This is a genomic window from Candidatus Omnitrophota bacterium, assembly GCA_021735655.1.
Classification (GTDB): domain Bacteria; phylum Omnitrophota; class Gorgyraeia; order Duberdicusellales; family 4484-171; genus JAHKAJ01.
Genome location: JAIPGM010000001.1, coordinates 245,538 through 272,220 on the forward strand (window position 1 = coordinate 245,538; position 26,683 = coordinate 272,220).

The window sequence follows — 26,683 nt, forward strand, 5'->3', positions numbered from 1 at the left end:
CTTAGCTGATGTCGGTGAAACTTAAGCGTCTATTTGGATCATTTGTGAGATTGTGTTCATTTATTGTGCTTATCTTTAGGCCTTACGCCGATAACGAGATTCAGGCATCTAGTGAGCCTTTGCCCGGTGAGCATAAAAATATACCGGCACCTTTCTATCCGCCGAAAAATTCCAAAATTATATCTTTACCACAACAGAAACAAGTGGTTACGACTGAAGTTTCGATAATAAAAGGTTATAATTTATATTCTATTACCAGAGAAGCTATCGATGCAATCGGTGGTATGAAAAGTATAGTAAAAAAGGGTAATAAAGTATTTATAAAGCCTAACTATGTAAGTGGCGGCCTTAATGGGCATGATCCAGTTACAACCGGAGAAATTGCTCATCCGGAAGTAGTTGCTTCGGTAGCGGAAGAATGCTTGAAGGCCGGAGCTAAAGAAGTAATAATTGGTGAGTGGGTCGAGCGTCCTTATAAAATAAACTTTGGTGGCGAGGAAGGAAAAGATGGTGCTCAAGTTAAGCATTTAATCGATTTATTAAATAAAAAATATGGACATAAGATTTATTTGATAAATTTAATGGACCATACTACTAATTTTAAATACTTTCCTTCAAGGACTAAATTAGGCTTTTTGGCAATTCCTGACATAGTAGCTGAAGCAGATGTAATTATCTCGATCCCTTCTCTGAAAACTCATCATAAACCATGCCCGGTAAGTTTAGGTATGAAGAATTTTATGGGTATTATGCCTTCTATTTTTTATGGCGAGCCGCGGTATAAATTGCATGAAGCTGGAGTTCATCAGGTAATAGTGGACATTAACCAAGCTTTAAAGCCATCTTTAGTTGTTATCGATGGAAGCTTTGGGATGGAAAAGGGTGGTGCCTCAGTGTTTTTAGGAGGCAAACCAGTAGATGTTAGCAAGCGTATAGGAGGGTTTTTGGTGATTGCCGGGAGAGATCCGGTGGCGACAGACGCAACTGCTACTCGGTTGATTACTAAAGATTGGGGGCCGAGACCTGAAGATTCCAATTTGGGTACTCCTTGGTATGTACATCATCTTCGGATGGCTAGCGAACAAGGATTGGGGGTTTTGGATGCTTCGCGAATAATTATTAAGGGTGAGAGCTTAAAAAGCGTTGAAATGAATTGGCAGGCTTCGGATGATGGAGTATATCCTGAAATTAAGAAAGATGAAAATCCTAAAGACAACAATTAAGTGCATATTTTATTGTTTTCTTTTGATTTATTCTACTGGAGGAGATGTCCGGTCAGAAACCTCTTTGGTAATCGAAACTAATGATTTACAAGGATATTGGAAACAGGGGGTGGTTGGATCAAGAAAAGTAGTTTTTACCGATAAGGCAGATAATTTTTCAGAGATTAGAGCATCTGTGCCTAAAGATGGAAAATATAATTTATTGGTATATCTTCATCATGATTGGAGAAATAGAGAAGCTTTCCCTGGTATTTATGTTGAAGCGGTTGATTCAAAAGGAATCCAGCATAAAGGGTATCACCTAGTTGAAAATATTTGGTATTTAGATGAAGAAGCCCAAGGTCGTTGGTTTTTTGTTTCCTTATCAAAAAATCCTTATTGGGTTCTCCCTCAAGGAGAGTTGTATTTAAAATTCTGGGCTGTGGGAAAAACCTTTCCCTGGGAAGGTCAATCCATTCCTTTAGAAGGTAAGGTTTCGATTAATAGTTTTTTTCTTATGCCGGTATTTAACTCCGATTCTGGTATGTTTTCTTTAGGCATAATTAATCCTGAAAGCGGCAAGGGGGATTGGGAGGTTCATAATTATCATCCGTTGCATGCCACCAACTTTATTAAGACCGATAAAAAAAATGCACAATTTTTGTGTGAAACCGATATTGTGAAGGCAGGGTATTATCAAGCATTCCTTTCAGTTTTTTCGCCTTCAGGTGGTAATTTGGAGTTAAACTTGAAAGGCCAGTCAGACAATAGGGCAACCGTCATCAGATTAGATTCTAGTAAGGAGTGGTTGTTGATTCCAACCGAAACTATGTATTTAGATAAAGGCTATTATTCGTTGATGTTTAAAAATTTAACCTCAAAAGAAGTAATGATTGATTTTGTTTTCTTAGCGCCATCGGAAAAATCTTTTAAATGAATTTAAAAGCAATACCACAAAATAAAGTTTTAATAATTTTTGCTATTTTAATCGTTGGTTTATTACTGCGTGTATATAAGTTAGATAGTAAGAGTCTTTGGTATGATGAAGCCTGCGCTTTAAGCTTTACTGAGTATAATTTGAGTGATGTGCCGTCTCACCGTTATATAGCTAAACCGGTATATTTTTTAATTTTAAAACCATGGGTTAGTTTATTTGGATCCAGTGAATCTGCTGGTCGGTCTTTATCAGTTATTTTTGGGTTAGTTTCAATTTTTTTAATCTATAAACTAGCTAAAATACTTTTTGGCCGGTCAGTAGGAGCGTGGAGTGCTTTTATCTTGGCTATCTCGCCTTATCATATTTATCATTCCCAGCAGCTAAGAAATTACAGCTTATTTGTTTTGCTGGGTATTTTGTCGATGTTTTTATTTGTAAAAAGCCTGGAAAAAACCAAAAATAGTTTATATCTTGTTTTTCATACCTTGATCAATGGCCTTCTTATTTATACGCATCCTTACGGAATATTTATAATAATTGCTCAGAGTATAGTTTTATTTGCTCAAAGAAAGAGAGTAAAATTTAAAAGAAGATGGGTTATTTCCCAGATAATAGTTTTATTATGCTTTATTTCTTTGGTTTCGGTGATAGTCACAAACCCTAAGACTAATGAAATCGATTATATTCAGAAACCCGATCTTGCTTTGGTGCTTGAAACCTTTGAGGCTTTCAGCTACGGGGGGCCCAGGCAGGCGCATGGTGGTTTGGGGTTTTGGATTGATTCCCAGCGTTTAGTTGTGCCCAGAATTACTGTTTTTATATTTTTGATTTTCTGTTTAATGGGATTAATCCCTAAAAAGAAATTCAGGAAAGATTCTGACCTTTCTTCTGATCCCTTAGGCGGAATTATTTTGATTTTGCTCTGGCTGGTAGTGCCGATTATTTGTGCCTATAGTTTTTCAAAGATTTTTTTTCCGATTTATATAACTAGGTATCTCGTTGCTTCCGCCCCGGCTTTTTATATCATTGTTGCTAGGGGAATAAGTCAGATGCCAAGATTAACTCGTCAAACAGTTATTCCAGTAGTTATTATTTTTCTGTCAGTATTTTCTTTAAACATTCTATATAATCCGCAGGTAAAAGGCGACTGGCGAGATGGGGCTATTTTCTTAAAAGAACGGATAAAAAAAGAAGATGCTATTGTGTTTGTCCCTTTACAGCAAATTGTTCCTTTTTGGTATTACTATAAATACGGCCAAAAGCATGCCTTAAAGAACATAGATAGATTTGGCAGGCTGGTAAACGGAAAGCAGTATCGGGAGTTTTACGATAAGGCTAATTTTATTACGGGTATAGAATTAGATGCCCGGCAAGAGGATATAGAAAATAACTTTAATAATCTAGCTAAGAACGATGAAGATATCTGGCTTATTGTTTCTCCGGGGTGGATGTCGCAGAAATCCCTTGAGTTTACGCAGAAGTATCTTGATGAATTTTATGTTTTAAAGAGTAAAAGTTCTTATTCTTATAATGGTGTGGAAATTTTACAATATAGCGTTAAAAATTAAAGGTATATATTTAAAATGATTAAGTTTTTATATCAGGAAATGTACCAGCGCAGAAATATTATCGCAATTTTAGTCATTATGCTTATTGTCGGAATGTTCTATTTTCCGACGATAAAGGATATCGATTCTACAATTATAAGCGAGGATGACTGGTTTGGTTTTTATTACTATGCGGGCATATCAAGATTAACAGCCTTGAAATATCATCAGTTGCCGTTGCGTACTCCTTATCTAGGCGGAGGGTACCCTTCGATTGCTCACCCTTTCGATTATACCCTAAGCCCTTTTTTCTTTTTTATTTTATTGTTTGGGGAAGTAGCAGGATTAAGGTTGATGGTGTACTTTATTTTTATGTTTGGTTCTTTGGGGATGTTTTACTTTACTAGATATGTTTTGAAATACAATCTCATGGGAGCTATTTTCTCTTGCTTGACTTTTTCTCTCTGCAGTTGGGGGGCTTTTGAGGTAGTTGACGGAAATATCCCTAAGATATTTTGTTATCTTTTGCCTTGGCTATTTGCTTTTTTGCTGCAATCTAAAAAAGATAAGCGATTCTTAATCCTTGCTTGTTTAGTTTTGAGTCCGATTCTGACCCTATCTGGTTTATCTTTTATCCCGGTAGTGCTGGCTTTGTTTTTATTAGCCTGCTTTTATGCCGTCAGTATAAATAAGGGGTTTAAGTTTAAAATCAGAGGATCGTATATAGCTTTTTTTCTGGCCATAATAATCGGAACCTGTCTTTTATTTGCTATTAAAGTCATTCCGATGTTTGAACTTTATAAAATGCGCACAGAGTATATTCATTTGCCATACGAGAATTCTTATTCTGCGATTTCCCGAGCCACTAAGGCCTTTGGCGCTTGTTTGGATATGGAATTACTTAAAAAGTCCTTGTTGGATAAGAGCTTTCGTGGATATTCAACAATGTATTTAGGGTATCTTCCACTCGTTTTTATGTTTTTATCGATTTTAATCTATGCAAAAAAAAATATGCGCTACATATTGCTTCTGATCGTATTTGCCCTCATTCAGTTTGGATCGAGAAGTCCCCTGGATTTATTTAAGATATTTTGGCAGATTCATCCGTCAGTTCATGGGATATGGAGGCTTAATAAATATTTTGGTTTTTTTATTCCCTTTTTTATTTCTATAATTGCCGGGAGGTTTTTCTTAATTTTTAGACATAAAAAGATAATTAAACCGCTGGTATTTATAATCATCGGGATTAGTGCATATCATATGTATTCGAATAATAGATTGATTTTTAGTCCTATGGTTTACGAAAGAAAGCCGTCTTTGGAGGTGTATGATTCGTTTTTTCCGGTTGAGATAGAAAACACTACCATAGAAAGAGCTTGGCCGGGATTTCATGAGGTTAAAGACATACGGTCCTATCAGCCTTTTTGGTTGCTGTTACGTCAAAATATAGGAGTGGTGAATTTTAATTGGTCGGGGAATTTAAACCTTTCTCAATACGCTCAGCCTAAATATATACTTCCTACTGGTAAACAGGTAGGAGAAATTGTCTATGTCCGTGGTTACGAACAGTTATCCCAAGATATAAATGTACCAATTGATTTAATGACTGTAGCAAGGGACAACCCTCATTATCAAGGAGAAGTATTTTTTTTGAAAAAAAACAACAAGGTGGACTCGACATATCTTAGTCCTAATATAGTAAAAGCTGATGTTAGTCTTAGAAGTCCTGATCGGCTTATTATAAATCAGAATTACCACAAGAGTTGGACAGTGGACAAGGGCAAGCTGATAAATCACAAAGGCTTGCTGGCAGTTGAGCTTGTAGATCAAGGTGTTCATCAGGTGACATTTAGATATGTTCCTCTAGATTTTTATTTAGGCGCGATTGTAAGTTTTTTTACACTTATAGGTATGTTGGCTTACTTTTGGTTCGTGCCTGGGAAAAAAATTAGTTTCAATAAAGCTAAATAATGAGAGTAGATAAAAAGTATCTTCTAAGTGTATTACTGATAGTTATTATGGTAGCGATGGCTTATTTTCCTTTATTAAAAAATATAAATTCTATGATCACCAGCGACAACGATTGGTCTTTTTATACTTTTTATGCTTCTGCCTATCGCACTAGTGTGCTTGAATATAAACAACTTCCGATACGAACTCATCTCTTAGCCGGAGGTTATCCTTTGATAGCTCATCCTCGTGATTGGAGCTTGAACCCTTTGGCTTTTTTAATCCTTATATTTGGTGAAATCGCCGGACTAAAGCTAAGCATGTTTATTTTATTTCTTTTGGGTGGCCTAGGGATGTTTTATTTGGCTAAGAATGTTTTGGGCTATAACTACCTAGGTGCCTTATTTTCTTCATTTTTATATATATTTTCTAGTTGGGGAGCTTACCATACTGTTCAGGCAAATTTTAGCGTTCTTTTAAGCTATATGCTCCCTTGGGTGATTGCTTTTTATCTTAAATCTATACATAAAAGAAAATTTATTATATACGCTTCATTGGCTTTGGCTATGGTAATTACGCTTGGTTCCCTTCTTGTCATACCGACAATTATTTTCTTTTTCATTTTTTCCCTTATGAAATCTTTAAGCATTCAGAAGCGGTTGAGGTTGAGGTTTAATTCAGGGTATTTAAAGAATTTTACGATGATAGTTTTATGTGCTGTTTTGTTGTGTTCGGTTAAAATATTGCCTATGGTTGGATTGTTGAATTCACGAACCGATGTCTATTTTCATGGCGCCGGTGAAGAAACCACTTATGATACGATAGATCGAAACCATTTTTTTACTTCCGAAAAACTCATTAAGTCAATTTTTGATAAAGGGTACCAACATCGTTTAAAAATTTACTTTGGCTATATTCCTATAGTTTTTTTTCTGCTAGCTTTATGTTTTTATGGCAAGAAGATGTTTTCGTTTTTCTTTCCGTTCATATTTTTTACCATAGTTATGTTCGGGCCCTATAGCCATCTAGATTTATATCGATTATTATGGAATTTACACCCTTTCATTCGAGCGATTGTTGAACAAGATAGGTACTTTTTGCCATTTGTTATTTTTCCGGTTGCCCTTATATCGGGTAGCGTTTTTCTTTTACTGAAAAGACTAACGAGATTTCGGCCGTTTTGGGCTATCGCAGTAGGAATACTTATAATCTATAGCTTTTTTGATACATTTTTTGTTCAGCAAAATATTATGAAGCGGATAGTATATAAGCCAGTTCCGAATACAGCTTCTTTCATTCGGTCACCAGAATCATTTTTCCAGATTGCCTTTGATGATCCGATTCAAGATATCGAAGAAGAAAAAGGAGAGTTGTCAGTTTGCAGCTCTTCTAATTCCCCTAAGCCTTGTCGGCCGCAGGACTATGTATTAATTAAAGATTATACTAAAATATTTCCCCTGATTCGTCAGAATATCGGCGTGGTAACTTTTTGTGGATATGCTGAAAGCTTAGACATAGCCGAATCAGCAATTCCTAAATATATCATTAATAAGAATAACTACTATGAGCCATTTAGCAATATACATCAATTTAGGTCTATAGCTGATAAACTTGCCGTTAATCCTAATTACCGGGGTGAGGCCTTTGCTTTAGGTAAGGACAATAAAATAGAGATTGTGTCACTGGGGCCGACGCGAATAGAAATAAACGCTAATTTTTTAACGCCTGATACTCTGATTATAAATCAAAATTACCATAGAAGCTGGAAGTCAAACACAGGATTGATTGCTAATCATCAGGGGCTTTTAGCGGTAGATTTACCCGAAGGAAGGCATGATATTGTATTGCGATATGTTCCTTTAGATTTTTATTTAGGCGCGGCAATTAGCCTGTTGGCTTTGCTGGGTATTGGTGGTTATATTATTTTTTTAAAGAATGAGCAGGATGGAGAATAATAAAGGAATTTCGGTGATAGTGCCTTGTTATAACGATCAGGCGACGTTGAAGCTTTGCCTTGATGCAATCGTTGCTAACCAATATCCCGATTGTGAAATCATTGTGGTAGATGATAACTCTAAAGATTCATCATTAGCAATCGCACGCTCATATGATGCTCAGGTGATCTCATCGGGTGAGAATCTTGGCGCAGGCTGGGCAAGGACTCACGGTGCAAGTTTTGCCAGTAAGGACATATTGCTTTTTATCGATGCAGACATAATAATTCCCGGTGATTTTCTTAGGCGGATAAGCCAAAAGTTTAGCGGGGGAACCTCGGATGTAATTATGGGGGTTATGGATAAGGAACCTTGTAACCGAGGCTTTATGGCGTCTCTTTTAGCTTTAGAGGCAAATTTTTACCACTCCTGTAAAGATACTGCCATAGATGAGGTGCATACTTTTAGTTTTGCAATAAGAAGGAGCGTGTTCTCGGCCAGTGGCGGATTTAGTTCTACCTTTAGGGGTGCCGGCGGCGAGGAATACGAATTCGGATATAAACTGACTAATAAAGGTTGCGTTTTAAAAGTAGATCCAAAACTTAAGGTCGGGCATTATTTTGATAGTTTTTTTAAAAGAACTGTTAAATTATTCAGAAGGTCTGTTAATTGGTTTTATGTGTTTGCAAAACAAAGAAGGTTTGGTGTTAAGGGAACAAGTTTAAGGGTAGGGTTAGGTAAAGTATTCGGGTCACTTTTCTTAATAACCCTAGCAATGTCAGCATTAAAGCCGCAACCGTTTATATATATAAGTTTGATCGTTTTTATAATCGAGCTGTTGTTACTATCGAACTTTTTTTATTTTATTTATAAAGAGAAGGGTACTTGGTTTTTATTGAGAGCAGTGTTTATTTTACAGTTTTGGTCTTTAGTCGTAGTGGTTGGTGTAATTGTAGGATTTTTACAGATTTTATTTAAGAGTAGGAAATTATGATTGGAAAGTATTTTAAAGCCTTAAAATTTTTATTTTACAATTACCCTACCTATTTAATACTTTTTACTACTGCAAGATGCAATGCTAGATGTCGACACTGTTTTTACCTTGATTCTATAGATAAGTCTAATGTTGATAGCGAACTTACTTTGGATGAGTATGAAAAAATATCTAAATCTTTGAAACATGTAAAAGCACTGATTATAACCGGAGGAGAACCTACTCTTAGGGATGATATACCTGAGATTTGCCGTATTTTTTATAAAAATAATGGAGTTCAGTACATAGCAGTACATACTAACGGTTTTTTTACCGATAAGATAGGGGACATTTCTAAAACGATATTGAATAGCTTACAAGATGCCTATCTGGATGTTAAAATATCCATAGATAATATAGGCGAAAAACATGATTATATACGTAGCGTAGACGGTATATTTAGTAAAGCGAAAAAGACGATTGGGCTGATAGATAGGATGAGAGAAGATTATCCAAATCTGGGGTTAGGCGTAGCTACTGTTTTTTCTAGTTATAATTCAAAAGATATACCTGAAGTATTGAATTTTGTAAATGAATTTGAAGTTGATTCTTTTGATTTAAATTATATGCGCGGCAATGTGGGAATCGAAGCATGCGAAGATATATCGTTAGAGATGTTTGAAAAAGCAATAAATTATGTAAATTTAAATAAAAGGCCTTCATTGAGGAGCAGCTTGCCGTTGTCGTCTTTTGTCTGGCCAGTGAAAAGCTTGGTATCAAAATATCTCATAGGGGCTTTGCGGAATCGAAAGATGCCTATATCTTGCAGTGTTGCTAAAAAGAAGATGGTTGTTATTTCTGAAGATGGTGAACTGCGGCCTTGTGAGATTTTATCCCAGAGCTACGGTAATTTAAGGAACGTTAAGTATGATATATTTAAACTTATCAATTCATCAAAAGCCAAAGAAATTCAGAGGCAGATAGCCAAGGGCGATTGTTATTGTTCTTGGGAGTGCGCTATAGTTAACAGCATAGTACACAATTTTAGTACTTACCCTTCAATTTTGAAAGAATGGCTGGCTCAAAGAAAAACTTTTATCAACTTTGTAAAAGAAGAGACGAAATTTAAATAATGAAAATAGCCTTAATACATCCATTGTATCGACATAAAATATTTTCCGAGAATTTACGGGTTGTTGATGAAGAGTTTTGTCAGGCACCGCCGATAATTTTGGCTTATGTTGCGTCTATTTTACGCCAAGCTGGTCACAAAGTAATTTTAATAGATGCTTACACCCTTAGGCTTTCAAAAAAGAAGGTTTTGGGTATTTTGCGTAATTTCAAGCCAGATTTTCTTGGGTTTCGGTTGGAATCTTACCATTTTCATAACACTCTTGACTGGATAAAAACTTTAAAGTCGGAGTTGGGTATTCCAATCATAGTTGGCGGAATCAATCTAAAATTATATCTTAAAGAGTCACTTTTTTATCAGGAGATAGATTACGGCATCTTGGATGATGCCCTGGAGAGTTTGCCTAAGCTTCTTCGGGCTTTGGCCGAAAGCAGAGACCTTAGAACTATAGAAGGTCTTGCCTATCGGCATAAGGGAAAACTGATGATTAACCCGCCTTCCGATAAAGCCATCGGCTTTGACAATTTTCCTTTTCCGGCCCGGGATTTACTTCCTAACGATAAATATGTTTCTTTTCTTTCAAAGAGAAAGAATTTTACGATTATGGTTACTAGCCGGGGTTGTCCGTATAATTGTTATTTTTGCGCGATTTCTAACAGCCAGGTTTATGAGGAAAGGTCAGCCCAAAACGTCGTTGACGAAATCGAAGAGTGCTACCATAAATATAATATTCGTGAGATAGACTTTTTTGACGCCACATTCTTTTTTAATAAGAAAAGATTTTTCGAGATAAGCAAAGAAATGAAGAAACGAAATATTAAAATTGAGTGGTCTTGTAGATCTAGGGTAGACGTAGTCGATGAGGATATAATTAAAGAGGCTAAATCTATAGGATGTAGACAGATATTGTTTGGGATAGAGTCGGCAGACCAACAAGTGCTACAAGGAATCCAAAAAAAAATAAGCATTGAAAAAGTTAAGGACAGCATTAAGCTTTGCAGGAAATACAATATTTTAACTATGGGTTTTTTCATGATCGGAAACCCCGGAGAAACCAGGGATAGCATAAATAGATCAATTAAATTCGCAAAAGATCTAGGCTTGGATTTTGTGCAGTTTTGCAGGGCAATTGCTAAACCTAATTCAGGATTAAACGAGATACTGAAAAGTAAGACTGGTAAGGATTATTGGAGCGACTATATGCTTGGTAAGGAAAAGGAACGAAGGATGTTAACTCCTTGGGTTGACCTATCCCAAGAGGAGATAGAATATTATACAGTTAAAGCCTACCGTAGTTTTTACTTTCGACCTGTGCATATTCTCAAGATTACCTTAAAAGTAAAATCTTTTTCTGAATTTGTTAAGTATCTCCGGGTTGGATTACGGATGCTTTTTGGAAATAAAAAAGAATATGACCTTAAAAGATAAACTTCATTCTTTCAATTGTATGTTTAAAGTAAGGTTTTTAAAAAAAAGAATACCTTTGGCGGTCCGTCTTCAGGTTACAAATCGCTGTACATTACAATGTAAATATTGCAATCTTTGGAACACAAAAACTGAAGAATTCACCAAAGAAGAAATATTTAGTCTTATCGATCAATTAGCCGTTTTGGGGGCTAAAAGAATTTCTTTTAGTGGCGGAGAGCCGTTGCTAAGAAAAGATATAGGTGAGATCATAAGCTATTGCCGAGAAAAAAGTATTTATCCTGAAATGAATTCCAATGGCACATTAGTGCCTGAAAGAGTAGATGAAATTAGTAACTTAGATTTTCTAAAATTGAGTCTAGACGGGCCAAAAGAAATACACGATTTATTACGGGGCAAAGGTTCCTATGGACAGGTTCTAGCGGCTGCTGATTCTGTTTCTAAGAAGGGGATGAATTTTGGTTTTGCCACGACTTTAACAAAGTATAATATAGATCATCTTGATTTTCTTCTTGCTATAGCAGAAAAGTACAATACGATAGTGGCTTTTCAGCCTTTAAAGCAACTCTATCGAGGGATAAGTGACATTTCTAATTTAGCGCCATCTCAGGATAAATTTAAAAAGGCTATTGATAAGCTTATCCAAACTAAGAAATCCGGTAATAGGCATATGCGTAATTCCCTTCGCGGACTTAAGCATATTTATAATTGGCCAAAATATAAAAAACTTAGATGCTGGTCGGGGCGGCTTTTTTGTATTATTAATGCCGATGGTGAGCTATTTCCTTGCGATAGAATTAATTATAATTCTCCGCTCCCGAATTGTAAAAAACAGGCCTTAAAGTTAGCTTTAGATCAGTTACCTCAAGCGCATTGTTCGGGATGCGGTTTTTGTGGCTCTTTAGAGCTAAATTATCTTATGAATTTTAAACTCGATATTATTTCTTCGATAAGAAAGATATTAGATAAACAAGAATAAAGAAGGTTATATGGTTCAAAATAATTCTGGAAAGTGCTTAAAATTTATATACTCTAGCATAGCGTGTGTAATCGTTAGTTGTATATTATTTGTAACTTTAGAGGTAGGGGCTAGGTATTTATTTCCCAATAATGATCGACTTCAAGAGATACTTCGTGTTTTAGAGCAAGATTCAATACTTTTTTGGCGCCAGAGGGAAAATTTAGATACAGAATTTCAAAAGACAGGCCTAAAGACAAATTTTATCGGCTTAAGGGACGAGGTTCAGAATTTCGGCAAAAAAGCAAATCTGGTTAGGGTTATTTGCTTGGGTGCATCGCCGACATTTGGATGGGCAGTGGAAGGTGAAGACTCTTATCCCGACCAGCTAGAAAATATGCTTAATCATAACCCCAAAGGCAAAAAAATTTACGAGGTCATAAATGCCGGAGTCATCGGATATAGTTCTTATCAGGGGTTATTATTTTTAAAAAATGAATTGCTCAGGTTTGATCCGGATATTATTACCATAGCTTATGGAGTTAATGATATGGACAAGCACAGATTCTATCGGAGCAATGGCAAAATGGATAAGGAATTGTATCCTAAGAATAGGAGCTCAGTTTTTCTGGAGAACATTTTTAATAATAGTAAATTAGTTAGAGTGTGCAGGGATTTTGTTTTATATCTTAAAGGTTACAGGAAAGATTTTTCAGGAATTAAAGGAAGTACTTTTTCTGATAGCGTAAGAGTATCGCCTCAAGATTATAAAAATAATCTCGATGAGATTTTAAAGATAGCTAAGAAGAAAGGAATAAAAATCATATTCATTAAAATGCCCATGGACCTATCTTTACCGGAACCAATATCAGACCAAAAAAAACTTAAAGCTGAGGAGTATTTATCAATCGGACTAAAGCTCATTAAGGCGAGAGCTATAGACCAAGCGATTGCAAATCTTAAAAAGGCAGCTATAAATAATCCTTATTCAAGCGAAGTTTTTTACTATTTAGGAATGTGTTATGAATTAGAAAAAGATTCCCTATCGGCAAAAGATTATTTTTTGAAAGCGAAGGAGGCTCAAGCCTATCAGCATAGGAAAGATATCCAAATTTATCAAGATCTCATGCAGCAATTAGCTGATACTAAAAATATACCTTGCCTGGATGCGATGCGTGCGGTTGTTGGAAGTAATAATAAGAGTTTTTTTAAAACACCAATCCACCCCAATGCTTCAGGTCATAAAATTATTGCCGGGCTATTATATGATGCTTTAACTGATAATGATTACTTATTAAACGATGAGGAAAATAGGAGGTAATCGTGGATAAAAATAATACTCATAATACATCTAAGAAGACCAAATATCGTTTAAGGGCAAAAGTTTGCATAAGTTTGTTTAGTCTGTTTTTTTCTTTAATCGTACTGGAGGTAGTTTTAAGAATTATTGGGCATGTTTATTTTTCATCGCGACCAACGGCAGATGAAATATTTGCAGAATTCCAAAATAAACAAGGCGAAAGAGTAATTTTGTGTATTGGTGATTCTTACACAGTTGGGGCTAACGTAGGAGAGAAAAACGCCTGGCCTAGTAAATTGCAGATTATGCTGAATGAGGGGTATGGTGAAGGTAAATTTCACGTTGTTAATAGCGGTGTATGCGAGATCAATTCTGCTCAGGTTCTAGAGATATTACCTCGCTACATAGAACGTTACAAACCTGAGATAATTATTTTTTTGGTTGGAGTTGCTAACCAATTCAATTTTATTGGATTCGACAGGGAAGCAGAAACCTATTTGAAATTGCCTAACTTTGTTTATAAGCTCAGAACTTACAAGATGTTAAGGATTGTAGCTTTAAATATTCGGCAAAAGATTTTTAAAGATAGTTTCGAGCAAGATAGTACTTTTGCTACTCAAGCATCGCTATCAAAGCGTCAATTGAGTAAAGCTCTTAATCCAGACGAGCACATATTTGCAGAAATAGCAGATGCTGATTATGACTTAATTGAGCACCTAAGGGCGGCAGGTGAGCACGATAAAGCTTCTGATTTGTTTAGAAAATCGGTGTTGGTCATTGACCCTAATTCAGAATTGTTTGCTTATTATGGTCCTGAATTTATACTTGATATATATGACGATATGTATAATAGCAAAACCTTGAGTGTGGATGAGGTGCTTTCTGATTTTAGAAAAAATCTAGAAAGTAACCCTAGTCTGAAAGATGATAAGGCGTTCATGGACTATTATTCGTATTTACAAAGTATAGATAAATTCTATAAAGCAAAAAGAATTGAGCAGCAGCTGATAAATGATTTGGATAAGATTATTAGTGTGTGTCGAGACAATAATGTCAGAATTGTTATCCAAAATTACCCTTACCCTTATCCAATGATTGACAAGGTCATAGCCGATGTAGCTCTCAAATATTCTTTAACTTTAGTCGATCAAGGCAGAATTTTTAGTAGGTTAATTGCTAGGAATAAAAGAGAGATTTATTTTCAAGATGATCTTCATTGCACCCCTTTGGGGTACCGGATTATGGCAGAAAACATATATAATGTTTTTAAGCAAGAGGATATCGGCAAAATAGAACCATAGGGAGGTTAACAAATGAAAAGAAAAACTAGTTTTAAACAGAATAAAGAGATTCTGTGGCAAATATTCTTTTTGATTAAAGAAAATAAGAAATGGTGGTTACTGCCTATATTTTTAGTATTAGTAATTTTAGGTTTATTTGTCAGCTTGACAGGAAATCAATCTATTTTGCCTGCAGTTTACGCTTTATTTTAATATTACTGAAATAAAATGGCAACATTATTAAGAAAAGTTATTGCTTCTGTTGTTTGTTCTATAGCATTGCTATTGCCGCATAGACTTAGAATTATCTATTGCGAGATACTTGGCTGGTCGATGCAATTAATCTTTTGGGCTTATATTTCTATACTTAAATTTATAATAAAGTCACTTAAAGTGGGTAAAATTAAAACGCAATGAAAGAGCTTGTTATTTTATACTCTGGCGGAACAGATTCAACCTGTGCCGCAGCTTTAATGGCTAAAGAGTTTGATAAGATCCATTTATTATCTTATACACGTTTTGGTGTATTTTCGATAGAAAATTCTAAAAAAAATGTCGAAAGGCTTGTAGAAAAATTCGGTAAAGATAAGTTTATTCATAAAATAATCGATGTAGATAAAATATTTCGAAAGGTATCGTATTCTAACTACATGCATAATCTTAGAAAACATAAGTTTGTTATGCTTACGATGTGTGGTTTGTGTAAAATAACTTTGCATATTCGTTCTTTAATGTATTGCTTAGACAATGATATAAAGTATGTGTGTGATGGTGTGGATAAAAGCATGGTTTTATTCCCAACCCACATGAGGGAGGTAGTTGGCTTAATCAAAGATATGTATTTTCGTTACGGAATTATCTATTCGTTGCCAGTATATGAATGTGGCACCCCTAGAAAAATAGGATATTTTGATAAATATAAATTAGATTTAAACATTTCAGAGCCAGATAATTTCGCTGTTGATTCTGAGTCGAACAATCCTACAACTGGTGAAATATTGCATAAAATGGGCATTTTTCCTTCGGATAATATTAAAGGAACAAAGCTTGATCATCAGATGCAGTATAGATGTTTTCAATTTATATTAACTTATATATTAGCACTTTGGTATTATTTGCCAAAAGATGGTTATGAAAAATATAAGGATGTGTGTATAGAATTCTATAAAGAAAAGATAAATTATTTTTACCCTTTGTTAGATGAATATTTTAATAAAAAAGAAAGCAGTAGCCTAGCTAGATTGCGATAAAATTTAAAAATAACGAGCCAGTGTGCAGAATTTGCTAAGGATAATAATTTAAATTAAGCCGATGAAAAATATTGAGAAAGTAAGATTAGCTTGCGCTTTACTGAGAATAAAATTATTGAAAAAAAGAATACCTTTGATAGTTAGCTGGTCGTTAACCTATAGGTGTAATCATAAATGTTTATATTGTGGCATTTGGGAAAAAACTTCGGATGAATTAAGCAACGAACAAATTTTTTCACTTATCGACCAAATGGCGGCGGCAGGGACTCAACGGATACATTTTACCGGTGGTGAGCCCTTATTAAGAGATGATATCGATAAGATTCTGATTTATTGTAAAAAAAAGGGAATAAGTACTGCATTGAATTCTAATGGGTTTTTGATTCCTGAAAAAATAAAATCCCTTATTAATCTCGACTTATTGTCGTTAAGCTTAGATGGGCCAGAAGCGGTGCATGATTCCATCAGAGGTAAGGGCTCTTACCAACAAGTAATGGGAGCGATAGAGGCAGCTAAGAAAAATAATATAAAAATAAAAATAATAACCGTATTGTCAAAGTTAAATCTAGGCCATATTGATTTTATTTTGCATAAAGCGCAGGAATTGAAGATTCCGGTTACTTTCCAACCGACGACGATTTCGGTGCTTGAGGGAAGTAAGCCTAACTCCATTGCCGCTATCAAAGAAGAGTATAATCAAGCAGTTAGCTATTTAATAAAAGAAAAAAGAAAAAACAAATATATAGGTAATTCTTGTTCAGGATTAAAACATCTTTATGATTGGCCATCACCGTCAAAAATTTCCTGTGTAAATAGTCGCATTATTTGTCGTCTTGAACCTGATGGCCGTCTTTATGGATGCAATGATTATAAAAATAAAGGCCTTGCGGTAGATTGCATAACCCTTGGCTTTAAAAAAGCTTTTGATAGCCTTGTGCCTTTTGCTTGTGATGAATGCTGGTGCGCTTCACTTGTAGAATTAAACTGTTTATTTGCCATAAAATTAGATACTGTTTTTAGTATTATCAAGTTAATTTAATGATATGAAATGAAAAAAGCCGAACTATTAGCTGCTTATAATTTGTCAAAGGCAAAATTTTTTAGGAAGAAAATTCCTTTAGTGGTCGGATGGTCTGTTACTAATAGATGTAACTGGCACTGTGCTTATTGTACGCGATGGAGTGATCATTCAGAAGAGCTAGATACAAAACAGATTTATTCTATTTTGGACGAATTATTTCAGATGGGCACCTATAGTATTAATTTTACTGGGGGTGAACCATTGATAAGAGATGATATAGATAGAATAGTTTATTATGCAAAAAGAAAAGGCATCAACGTAACCATTAGCAGTAACGGTTCGTTAGTATCCCAAAAGATTAAAGAGATTCGTAAAGCTAACCCCCTTATTATTATAAGCTATGATGGGCCGCAAGATGTGCATGGTAGGCAGAGGCAAAAAGATTCTTATCAATCTGTGTTGGATGCGATCGAGGCAGCAAAAAAATGTAATATTTTTGTAAAACTTCATACAGTCTTGACTAGGCATAATATAGAGCATGTTGATTCTATATTAGATTTTGCCAAAAAGTTGGACCTAACTGTGAATTTTGCTGTTGTCGAGTTCACTCCTTTTAGTAAAGAAGAAGCAGTTAAGACTTTATTGCCACCAAAAGATAAGTATAAATCAGCACTTAAATATCTCATATTTGAAAAAAGAAAAGGTAATAGTAGCGTTAGTAATTCACTTAGTGGTTTGCAATACCTTGAGCAGTGGCCTGAGTATAGAAAAATAAATTGCTGTGCTGGAAGAATTTACTGTCGGATTGAGTCCAATGGTGATGTTTTTCCTTGTGGCAATTTAATTTTTAAAAGCAAACCTCGTAACTGTTTAGAATTAGGATTTAAAAATGCTTTCGAGAATATTGAATTTAATGATTGTAAATCCTGTTGGTGTGATACCAGAATTGAGTTGAATCGTATATATTCTTTTAATTTAGGAGCTATTTTAGAGGTAAAAAGAACTTATAAATTATAATATATGAAACAGATTGAAACCGAAGTGCTTATTCTTGGTGGCGGGTTGAGCGGGCTAATAGCCGCAGAGCTTTTATCTAAAGAAAGAAAAAAAATATTTATTTTAGAAAAAGAGTCTGTATCCGGTGGTTTAGCAACGACAGTTCAATTCGAGGGCTTTAAGTTTGATATCGGAGGGCATAGAGTTTGTTTTAATAAGTCAGAGAATATAAATTATTTTAAAGATATCCTTGGTGAAAAAAAGTTTTTATTTTTGAAGAGAAAAAGCAAGATCATGTTTAACGATAGATATGTAAATTACCCCTTGAGCATCGGTACCGCATTTAATGTAAAAAAAATGCATTTATTAAAAATAGCTTTTGATAGGCTTGGTGTGTATTTAAAAAGACAAAATAACTTGACTCCAGATAATTTTGAAGATTGGATAAAGATACATTACGGGAAAACATTGTACAATATGTTTTTCAAGGAATATACAGAGAAAGTCTGGGGCAGGCCGTGTGGCGAGCTTTCTTCTAGCTTGGGGATAAGGAGAATGGGTAGTAAAAAACTATCAAAATTAACTAAATGTATTTCTAGGGGTGACGATGCTTTCAGGGAAAGCGCCCGCTCTTTTTATTACCCTCAAGAAGGAATGGAGGCGTTAATTAATGCTTTCGAGCAAAAATTAGGTACTAGTTGTAATATTCACAAAAATGTTCGAATCGGAAAAATTACCAGGTCTAACGGAGGGCTGAGCTGTTTATTGGCCAGCTCTAAAGGAGAACCTTACAAGATAAATTTTAAATATATCTTTTCTTCAATACCGCTTACAGAGCTTTTTAAAGCATTATCTATTGATGGGTTAACTTTGCCTCACAATTTAGAAAAAGGAATACAATATAGAAGTTTAGTTTTGGTAAGTATGATTGTTAATAAGAAAAATATCTCCCGGTGGCATTGGTGTTATTTTCCTTCCCGGAAAGTTATATTTTCAAGATTACATGAGCCAAAGTTTTGGAGTAATGGTATGGCTGTAGATGAGAACAAGACATTGATATGTGCAGAAGTGTTTTGTAACTACAATGATTCATGTTGGCTTATGAATGATCGTGACCTAGCAATAGCAGTAAAAGAAGGTTTAAAGATTAATAAATTAATCGATAGTGATCAAGATGTAGGTAATTTTTGCGTAAAGAGGATAAGATATGCCTATCCGCTACCAACTTATGAGTATAAAAAATATTTATCCATAGCTAAAAAGGCACTTAGTTCTTTTAATAATCTTTTTTTAATAGGAAGGAATGGAACCCATTCTTATTTTAATATGGAAGAATGCCTCGATGATGTGAAAGAGAAGGTTAAATTTTTACATGAAAATAGCAGTAATTATCCCCGTAACTAGACCAGAGCAGGCCGCTATCTGCGTAGATGCCCTTTCAAAACAAAGTTTTCTTAATTCTGAAATTGAAATTATCCTCATTAAAGATAAGGATCAGGTTATAGAATTAAAAAAAACTGATATAAAGATAATTATTATAGAAGAGGAAAATCCGCACCCTGCTTTTCGGAGAAATTTAGGAGTAAAGCTAACTAATGCAAGGATATTGGCTTTTTTGGATGATGATACTATACCTTGCTCAGAGTGGCTTAGCGAAGCAGTTCGATACATCGAGAAAGAATCGGTAGATGGTGTTTGTGGGCCTGAATTGCAGTCGCAAAATAACTTATCACTGGGTTATACTCTGGCCGGGGCAGCTAATGAGACTTTTTTTGTAGAAGGAGTTGAGCGGATGAATGTTACTAGTGAGGGGCCAGTAAGATTTTATAATATTCGTTTATGTAATGTGATTATGAGGCGTAAAGTGTGGGAGGCCGTGGGAGGATTCAATGAAATAGCTAATTATCACATTGATGATATCGAGTTTTTTTATTTGGCTTGTAACAAAAAGTACAGGTTCCATTATATACCGAAGATGCTAGTTCACCATCGGCCAGAACCATTTCCTTTTAGATACCTAAAAAAGAAGTTTAACGAGCGGTTCTATACGGGCATGAATGCTATGATGTTTAGGGAGATTTATTCATTGATTCCTCAGATATGGTTTGTATATTTACTATATCCGATCATAATTCTTATTTTTTTATTATTTTTTAGTAATAGCATGTATATCATGCCATTTTTAGCAATTTATTTTGGGCTAATTTTGTGGTTTTCCTACCCTTGGTTTCGGAAAAATAAAAAGATTTTTATTCTTTTGCCGATAGTATTTATATCGACGCATATAGTTGAGCTAATAGGTTTTTTAGCAGGTACTTTTTATTTTTTTGTTAACAGAAATTATGGGGATGTAACCGTTAGGATTAAACAGGGAAGATTAGAAAAATGCTCCGAAAGTTTGACGTTATAAAATTTATTAAGGGATACTCTAAAAAAAGTCCGCCTACTTATGTTGTTTTTTTTGTCACTGCTCGATGCAATTTAAAATGCAAAATGTGTTTTTATTGGAAACGCATAGAGAATGCCAAGGCGGAGGAAGAGCTAAATTTAAATGAAATAGAAGCTATATCTCGGTCTTTTGATTGGATTATGAATCTTGCTATTTCTGGCGGAGAACCTTTCTTGCGTGACGATCTTGACCAAATTTGTTTTATTTTTTATAAAAACAATCACTTGCGATTTATGAATATTCCTACAAATGGAAGTTTTCCGGCAAAAATAAGTTTGATGACTGAAAAAATATTGCGACTATGCAAAAAGTCTACGGTTACAATTGAATTATCTATAGATGGCATCGGAGAAGCTCATGATCATATCAGAGGGGTAGGAGGAAGCTTTGATAAACTTGAAGATACATATTGGAGGCTATCAAAGCTAAAGAAAAGGTATGGTAATCTACGATTGGCGGCAGCAACAACTTTTTCTTATTACAACCAAAACCAGCTTAAGGAGATCATTTCGTATATAAAGCAGAAAAATTTTTTAGATGATTTTACTATATCAACGGTTCATGGTAATCCTAGGGATCCTATGGCGAAGAGTTTCGGGTTAGATAAGTATACCGAGGCTATGAATTTACTTTATAAAGATAAATTATGTAGCAAAAAGGCTTTTGAAAGAGGGCTTCGTGCTTTAAGAAAATCAGTCACTCAAGAAGTTGTTAACGTGATAAAATATGGAAGGTTAAGGTCTCCTTGTACAGCAGGGAATAAAATAATTGTCATAGATGAAACGGGGAATGTTTTTCCTTGTGAGCCAATTAGCGAAAGAATAGGCAGCCTTCGTGATGATGGTTATGATATAAAAAAAATAATTTACTCTAAAAAAAGATACGATTTTGAGAAAAAATACAAAATAAATTCTGAGTGTAGCTGTAATTGGGAGTGCGCCATCCTTAATAATGTAATTTATAATCCGAAAAATTTGCCATATTTGATTAGAAATTGGTTTATTGGTTGTTAATATATTATAATTAATCTATTCATTTTGGAGTGTTGATGCAAGTTGAAAGTGGGCTGAACGCGATAAGTATAGATGTAGAAGAGTGGTACCAAACAACGCTTATCAATGGAAATAATTTTAGTAACACAGAATCTACAAGTTTATTAAAAAATATAGATGAGATATTGTCACTTTTTGAGGAGTGTAACACGAAAGCTACTTTTTTTATTGTAGGATCAGTAGTTAAGCAATATCCTGATATTGTTAGAATGATAGCTGAGCGAGGTCATGAGTTGGCCAGCCATGGTTATTTCCATAAATTAGTTTATAGAATGTCTAAGCAGGAGTTCTCTCGTGACCTTGCCCTTTCGTTAGATGTTTTAAGAGAGAGTGCACAGACGAATATTTTAGGATATCGTGCCCCGACTTGGTCAATTATTAATGATGCTCATTGGGCGGTAGATATTCTTCAGGCGGCAGGATTAAGGTATGATTCAAGTATTTATCCTTTTAGTTTTAATTTGATAAAATCTCGAAAATTAGAAAGGTTTCCATATAAAATTAATGATAATTTTATTGAATTTCCGCCCTCTACATTCAAATTTTTGAATTACAACTTACCTTTTTGTGGAGGCATGTTTTTACGTAATTTTCCGCTTAGTTTTATCAAGAATAAAATTATTGAGATAAACGCAAAAGGCCATCCGGCCATGGTCTATCTACACTCTTGGGAGTTTGATAGTCAGGCAGCTAAGTTCAAAATTCCTAATTGGAAAAGATTGATTCAATATAGTAATATAGGCAGCGTGAAAGGAAAGCTATTAGAACTTTTGCAAAGCTTTAAATTTACTTCAATAAAAGAAGTTTTACAGCTTAGGTAATGTAGCATTAAAAGAAGCGTTTGAATCTTTTTTGCTTATTTTTTAAAGATGGATTTATGATTATTATTTTTTAAATGTTCACTACTTAGAAAGTATTATTATGATGATTACTCGCAGTCGATTTACAAATTTTATTTTCTATTTAATTATTTTTTTTGTAGTCTTGCTAGCATGTTTATTTATATTTAATAATATAGCGAAGTTTTCCTATTTAACTTATGATAATGAAGAGAGTGAGAAAGTGTTGCCAGCATTGGTTATTTATCAGGATTTTCGCTCAGGCGACTTAATTTCCTTTCTCAAGCATACATTCGACCAATCAGTGTACCCTTTTTTAAATTCCTGGTTTCTAGGCTTATATTATTGTATTTTTGGAGTTAGCATAATTAGTTCTCGGGTTTATAGTTTAATTTGTTACTTTTTTTTCCTTATTGTTTTATATTTTCTCGGTAGAAAAATATGCAAAAGACCTAGCGCTATTTCAGGTTTGATTCCTTGTTTTTTTGCTTTAACTAGTAGCATAGTGCTTATTTATGCAGCTAAGAGCACTCTTGAATTACCTTACTTATTTGTAGCCTATTGTACATTTGCTTTGTATCTAAATACAATAAACAAGCCCAGTCGCAATAAATTAATCGCAGTGAGTTGTTTGATGGCTGCTGGTTTTTTGATCGAGTATGGCTATGGAATTCTAATGGTAATTACGCTTTTAGCAACTCATTTAATAAATAATGGTTTCAAAGTCAAAAGTATTATAAACAAATCGGTTGCTTATCTCTTTGGACCTTTCATTGTTCTTTCAATTATATGGCTAAGTTTTCCTTTTCGCTTCGTAGGCTATGTTAGTAAGATTCCTTTTACCGCTTCTTCTTACCTAAAAATTAAACTGCCCTATAAACTTGCTGGACTTTTATATTTGCCAACCTCAGATGTATCGCACTATAAGATGTTTAGTTGGGAAAATGCTGTTTATTATTTTAAAATAATTAGTAATCAATTTTCAATTTCGCTTATTGTTGCTTTGCTGCTTCTTGTATTTTTTTCAGTTTCTTTTCGTGATATAAAAAATAAGAGAACTAATGTTTTTTTGATATATTTTGTTGTTACAATGATATTAGCTTTCCTTTACCCGATTAAATCTCATCGATACATAATATCAGCTGTTCCCTGCCTTTGGCTTTTAGCCGGTTATCAGATTAATAATTTAATACTTAAGGCAAAAAAGATGTCGCTTGCTTATAGATATTTCCTTAATCTATTCGTTGTTTTATTTGTATTTTTACATGTTCCAAGCGTGGTTAATCTATACAAGAATTATCCGCAACGCTTATCATGGGAATATGAGTCTAAAAAAGATCATTTAGAAGTTTACAATTTCATTCTTTCACATATAGATGTTAATAAAAAAGTAGTTGAAGTTGGGTTCCGTGATCCTCTTTTGATACAAGGACTTACTTGGCATATTCTTGCTAGGCCTTCCAATAAAGATATAAGCTATGATGACTTAAAATTAAGATCTGTTCCTCTCTGGAATTTAGCAGACGATAGGTTGTATGATGCTAAACATTTAGTTGCGTCTTTACGAGAATATTTGGATGAAAAGGAAGTTGATTATATTGTTTTTACAGAATGGTTAGGTGATTCGACAGAACATGGAGACCTTCGATATCAGAAAGTTTTGGCTGTCTGCCGAGAGTTATTGAATAATCAAGATTGCTACAAGATAGTAAGGAAAAAATTATTTAAAGATATCCAAACCGAGGTAGCTATTTACAAAGCAAATAGTTTTTATTAAGATTGTAATTATGAAAAAATTAAAAATATTGTTATCTAAATATGCGTCATTGCTGAGGGCGACATTTTATAGCCGGAGATTACCTAACGCCTTTAAATCTTTGCTTTCTTATATGTTTCGAAGGCCTAAGGCGTGGGGTTTGCCGCCAATTGTCCAGATAGAACCGACCACTAATTGCAATCTGAAATGTGCCCTGTGCCTTACTGGTAGAGGTCAATTAAAGAGGCTTAAAGGAGATATGTCTTTTGATTTTTTTAAAGAAATAATAAACCAGCTGGAAGATATCATAATTTACTTAGTTATGTATAATTTAGGCGAACCTTTATTAAATAAAGAAATATTCAAAATGATAGAGTATGCAAAGATGAAGAAGATTTTTATTAGACTCAGTACCAATGGTGCATTTTTGAGCAAGCAAGACATAGAGAATTTAGTTAGATTTAAAGTAGACGAGGTGATTATTTCTCTTGATTGTGCAAATTCAGAGATATACGAAAAGTATAAGGGGAGTGATGGTTTCAAAAAAGTTATTGAAAATACAGGTTTGCTAATTAAACAGCGGGGAGACAACTTGAAGCCTTTCGTTGATTTGCAAGTTTTAGCCATGAGAGGTATTGAGAGGGACATTATTCATTTTAAGGAATTAGCACGGAATCTGGGGGTTGATCGGGCCTTAATCAAGAAGTTGCGTGTTAACTTTCCAGGAATTCCTTCAGATGAAAGTTTTTTGCCTAAAAATTCAAGATATGTTCGAAAAGCATATCGAAAAAAAACTTACAAAAGCAATAATTGCTATAAACTGTGGTTATCAACGCTTATTTTGTGGGATGGGGTGGTTGTTCCTTGTTGTTTTGATATGGAGGGGCATTATTCTTTAGGAAGTATATTGCAGGTGGAATTGAAGCAAATTTGGAATAGCGATAAGTATAAATTATTTCGAAAGAATGCATCGAAGGGTGCGGGTAAAACATCTTTGTGCAAAGATTGCAGTTTGGGTTGTTTATCGGGGGATTTATCGCTTTTGTGATAGCAGAATTAATTGAATATTTATGAAAAAAGTTATAATCAATGCTGATGATTTTGGGTTAACTGAAGGAATTAATAAAGGAATAATAGAAGCACATAAGAAAGGGGCAGTGACTAGTGCATCATTAATGACAAATATGCCATCATTTTATGATGCTATAAGGTTAGCTAAAGATAATCCTGGTTTGGGTGTGGGGGTTCATCTTAATATTGTGCGCGGTGAGCCGGTTCTTCCTTTAGGGAACGTTAGAACGCTTGTTGATAAAGAAGGTTTTTTCCTGCGAAATATTTTTAAAATTATAGCAGGCATATATCAGAATAAAATAGATTTGATTGAGCTTGAGTCGGAATGGGTTGCTCAGATTGAGAGAGCTTTAGAAAATGGAATGTCAGTTACTCATCTAGATAGCGAAAAGCATCTGCATTTGATAGGGCCAGCTTTAAAGATTCTTAAAGTGTTGGCAAAACGCTATAAGATATCAAAAATAAGAGCGATTAATGAGCCTATGTATTTTAATAAGATATTTTCGAACCCTTTTTGCATTTTTAGAAAATGTTTTTATAAAACACTAGTTGTTAATTTGTTATCAAACCAAATGCAGGGCTTAAGATCTACTGATTATTTTTACGGTTCTTACGAAGCAGGCAATATGATTTTAGAAAAATATCAAAATTTGTTTTCTTGCCTAGAGGATGGTCTTACTGAAATAATGTGTCATCCAGGCTATATCATCGGAGAGCAAGAGCGTACTTTACTTAATTATAATAGATATTCGCTAATCGGTAAACGCGAACGCGAATTGCAGGCATTGATTAATCCAAAGTTCAGCGAATTAGTGAAGCAATTCAATATAAGTTTAGTTAGTTATAAGGATGTATAAGTTAAAGGCGGCATGATAAAAGATATTTCTGTAATTATACCTTTGCATAATGAATCCAAGAATATAATGATTCTTTATGACAAGTTAAAAAAGGAATTAGAGCGCTTGAGTAGGGATTATGAGATTATTTTTGTGGATGATGGGTCCGACGACGATACCTTCAGAATATTAACTGATATTTACGAGAAGGATACCTCAGTAAACATTATTAGTTTTGATAGAAATTATGGCCAAACCGCCGGTTTGGCCGCAGGATTTAAGTTTGCAAAGGGAAATATTATTATTACCATGGACGGAGACTTGCAGCATGATCCAGAGGATATTCATAAGTTTATCGATAAAATTCAGGACGGTTACGATATGGTAGGTGGGTGGAAAGTTAAAAGATCCGATAACTTTTTTACAAGAAGGCTGCCATCTTTAATTGTAAATAGAGTAATTTCTTTTTTATTTAAGGTAAAGATGCACGAAGTAAGTTCAACTTATAAGGCTTACAAGAAAGACGTGGTCAAAAATATATTTTTGTACGGTGGTTTGCATCGTTTTATCCCTTTACTTATTGAAAGCAATTGTTCAGTGTGCGAGGTAGAGATAAGGCACAATAAAAGGCTTTATGGCAAGTCCCATTACAATATCGGCAGGGTAGGGAGTGTTATTCACGATTTAGTAATGTTATTGTGGGCGCGTGGTGATAAAAGCTCTAAGCCAAAAAAGCTTGTTTATTCAATAAAAGACATGAAATATCATAAGTAAA

Annotated in this window: 23 protein-coding genes; all 23 read left to right on the forward strand. The window is 34.4% G+C overall.

Annotated elements, in window-relative coordinates:
- The first annotated feature begins 8 nt into the window (after positions 1-8).
- Positions 9-1,223 carry a DUF362 domain-containing protein gene (locus K9L86_00465; GenBank protein MCF7907340.1) on the forward strand — a complete coding sequence of 405 codons (1,215 nt, stop codon included), beginning with the start codon at positions 9-11 and terminating at the stop codon, positions 1,221-1,223.
- Positions 1,168-2,139: a hypothetical protein gene (locus tag K9L86_00470; protein MCF7907341.1), complete on the forward strand. Its 972-nt coding sequence runs from the start codon at positions 1,168-1,170 to the stop codon at positions 2,137-2,139. The genes K9L86_00465 and K9L86_00470 overlap by 56 nt, the downstream gene beginning before the upstream one ends.
- On the forward strand, positions 2,136-3,707 hold the full coding sequence (locus tag K9L86_00475) for a glycosyltransferase family 39 protein (GenBank protein MCF7907342.1): 1,572 nt from the start codon (positions 2,136-2,138) through the stop codon (positions 3,705-3,707). The genes K9L86_00470 and K9L86_00475 overlap by 4 nt, the downstream gene beginning before the upstream one ends.
- Before the next feature lie 15 nt (positions 3,708-3,722).
- Entirely contained in the window at positions 3,723-5,657 is a 1,935-nt protein-coding gene (locus tag K9L86_00480; GenBank protein MCF7907343.1) for a hypothetical protein, read from the forward strand.
- Positions 5,657-7,591 carry a hypothetical protein gene (locus K9L86_00485; protein MCF7907344.1) on the forward strand — a complete coding sequence of 645 codons (1,935 nt, stop codon included), beginning with the start codon at positions 5,657-5,659 and terminating at the stop codon, positions 7,589-7,591. The genes K9L86_00480 and K9L86_00485 overlap by 1 nt, the downstream gene beginning before the upstream one ends.
- The gene (locus tag K9L86_00490) at positions 7,581-8,564 is read left to right on the forward strand and encodes a glycosyltransferase (GenBank protein ID MCF7907345.1); all 984 of its coding nucleotides are present in this window, start codon (positions 7,581-7,583) and stop codon (positions 8,562-8,564) included. The genes K9L86_00485 and K9L86_00490 overlap by 11 nt, the downstream gene beginning before the upstream one ends.
- On the forward strand, positions 8,561-9,676 hold the full coding sequence (locus K9L86_00495; GenBank protein ID MCF7907346.1) for a radical SAM protein: 1,116 nt from the start codon (positions 8,561-8,563) through the stop codon (positions 9,674-9,676). Before K9L86_00490 ends, K9L86_00495 begins: the two co-directional genes overlap by 4 nt.
- A complete protein-coding gene (locus K9L86_00500) occupies positions 9,676-11,103 on the forward strand; it encodes a B12-binding domain-containing radical SAM protein (protein ID MCF7907347.1) in 1,428 nt (475 codons plus the stop codon). Before K9L86_00495 ends, K9L86_00500 begins: the two co-directional genes overlap by 1 nt.
- A gap of 19 nt (positions 11,104-11,122) precedes the next feature.
- Positions 11,123-12,079 carry a radical SAM protein gene (locus K9L86_00505; GenBank protein MCF7907348.1) on the forward strand — a complete coding sequence of 319 codons (957 nt, stop codon included), beginning with the start codon at positions 11,123-11,125 and terminating at the stop codon, positions 12,077-12,079.
- 10 nt (positions 12,080-12,089) lie between these two features.
- Positions 12,090-13,379, forward strand: a complete 1,290-nt coding sequence (locus K9L86_00510; GenBank protein MCF7907349.1) for a hypothetical protein — start codon at positions 12,090-12,092, stop codon at positions 13,377-13,379.
- Between the two features lie 2 nt (positions 13,380-13,381).
- Positions 13,382-14,659, forward strand: coding sequence for a hypothetical protein (locus K9L86_00515; GenBank protein MCF7907350.1), 1,278 nt, complete (start codon positions 13,382-13,384; stop codon positions 14,657-14,659).
- A gap of 12 nt (positions 14,660-14,671) precedes the next feature.
- Positions 14,672-14,851 (forward strand): DUF5989 family protein, encoded by a 180-nt coding sequence (locus K9L86_00520; GenBank protein ID MCF7907351.1) that lies wholly within the window; start codon positions 14,672-14,674, stop codon positions 14,849-14,851.
- 200 nt (positions 14,852-15,051) lie between these two features.
- Positions 15,052-15,888, forward strand: coding sequence for a hypothetical protein (locus tag K9L86_00525; GenBank protein ID MCF7907352.1), 837 nt, complete (start codon positions 15,052-15,054; stop codon positions 15,886-15,888).
- A gap of 61 nt (positions 15,889-15,949) precedes the next feature.
- Positions 15,950-16,927: a radical SAM protein gene (locus K9L86_00530; GenBank protein ID MCF7907353.1), complete on the forward strand. Its 978-nt coding sequence runs from the start codon at positions 15,950-15,952 to the stop codon at positions 16,925-16,927.
- A gap of 9 nt (positions 16,928-16,936) precedes the next feature.
- Positions 16,937-17,926 (forward strand): radical SAM protein, encoded by a 990-nt coding sequence (locus K9L86_00535; protein ID MCF7907354.1) that lies wholly within the window; start codon positions 16,937-16,939, stop codon positions 17,924-17,926.
- 3 nt (positions 17,927-17,929) lie between these two features.
- A complete protein-coding gene (locus K9L86_00540; GenBank protein MCF7907355.1) occupies positions 17,930-19,309 on the forward strand; it encodes an NAD(P)-binding protein in 1,380 nt (459 codons plus the stop codon).
- Complete coding sequence (locus K9L86_00545; protein MCF7907356.1) at positions 19,278-20,315, forward strand: glycosyltransferase; 1,038 nt, start codon at positions 19,278-19,280, stop codon at positions 20,313-20,315. The genes K9L86_00540 and K9L86_00545 overlap by 32 nt, the downstream gene beginning before the upstream one ends.
- 83 nt (positions 20,316-20,398) lie before the next feature.
- Entirely contained in the window at positions 20,399-21,367 is a 969-nt protein-coding gene (locus tag K9L86_00550; protein ID MCF7907357.1) for a hypothetical protein, read from the forward strand.
- Between the two features lie 35 nt (positions 21,368-21,402).
- The gene (locus K9L86_00555; protein MCF7907358.1) at positions 21,403-22,227 is read left to right on the forward strand and encodes a polysaccharide deacetylase family protein; all 825 of its coding nucleotides are present in this window, start codon (positions 21,403-21,405) and stop codon (positions 22,225-22,227) included.
- A 241-nt stretch (positions 22,228-22,468) separates the two neighbouring features.
- Positions 22,469-24,022: a glycosyltransferase family 39 protein gene (locus K9L86_00560; protein ID MCF7907359.1), complete on the forward strand. Its 1,554-nt coding sequence runs from the start codon at positions 22,469-22,471 to the stop codon at positions 24,020-24,022.
- Between the two features lie 10 nt (positions 24,023-24,032).
- Positions 24,033-25,049, forward strand: coding sequence for a radical SAM protein (locus K9L86_00565; GenBank protein MCF7907360.1), 1,017 nt, complete (start codon positions 24,033-24,035; stop codon positions 25,047-25,049).
- A gap of 22 nt (positions 25,050-25,071) precedes the next feature.
- Positions 25,072-25,929 (forward strand): ChbG/HpnK family deacetylase, encoded by an 858-nt coding sequence (locus tag K9L86_00570; GenBank protein ID MCF7907361.1) that lies wholly within the window; start codon positions 25,072-25,074, stop codon positions 25,927-25,929.
- 12 nt (positions 25,930-25,941) lie between these two features.
- On the forward strand, positions 25,942-26,682 hold the full coding sequence (locus K9L86_00575) for a glycosyltransferase family 2 protein (GenBank protein MCF7907362.1): 741 nt from the start codon (positions 25,942-25,944) through the stop codon (positions 26,680-26,682).
- Position 26,683 lies beyond the last annotated feature (1 nt).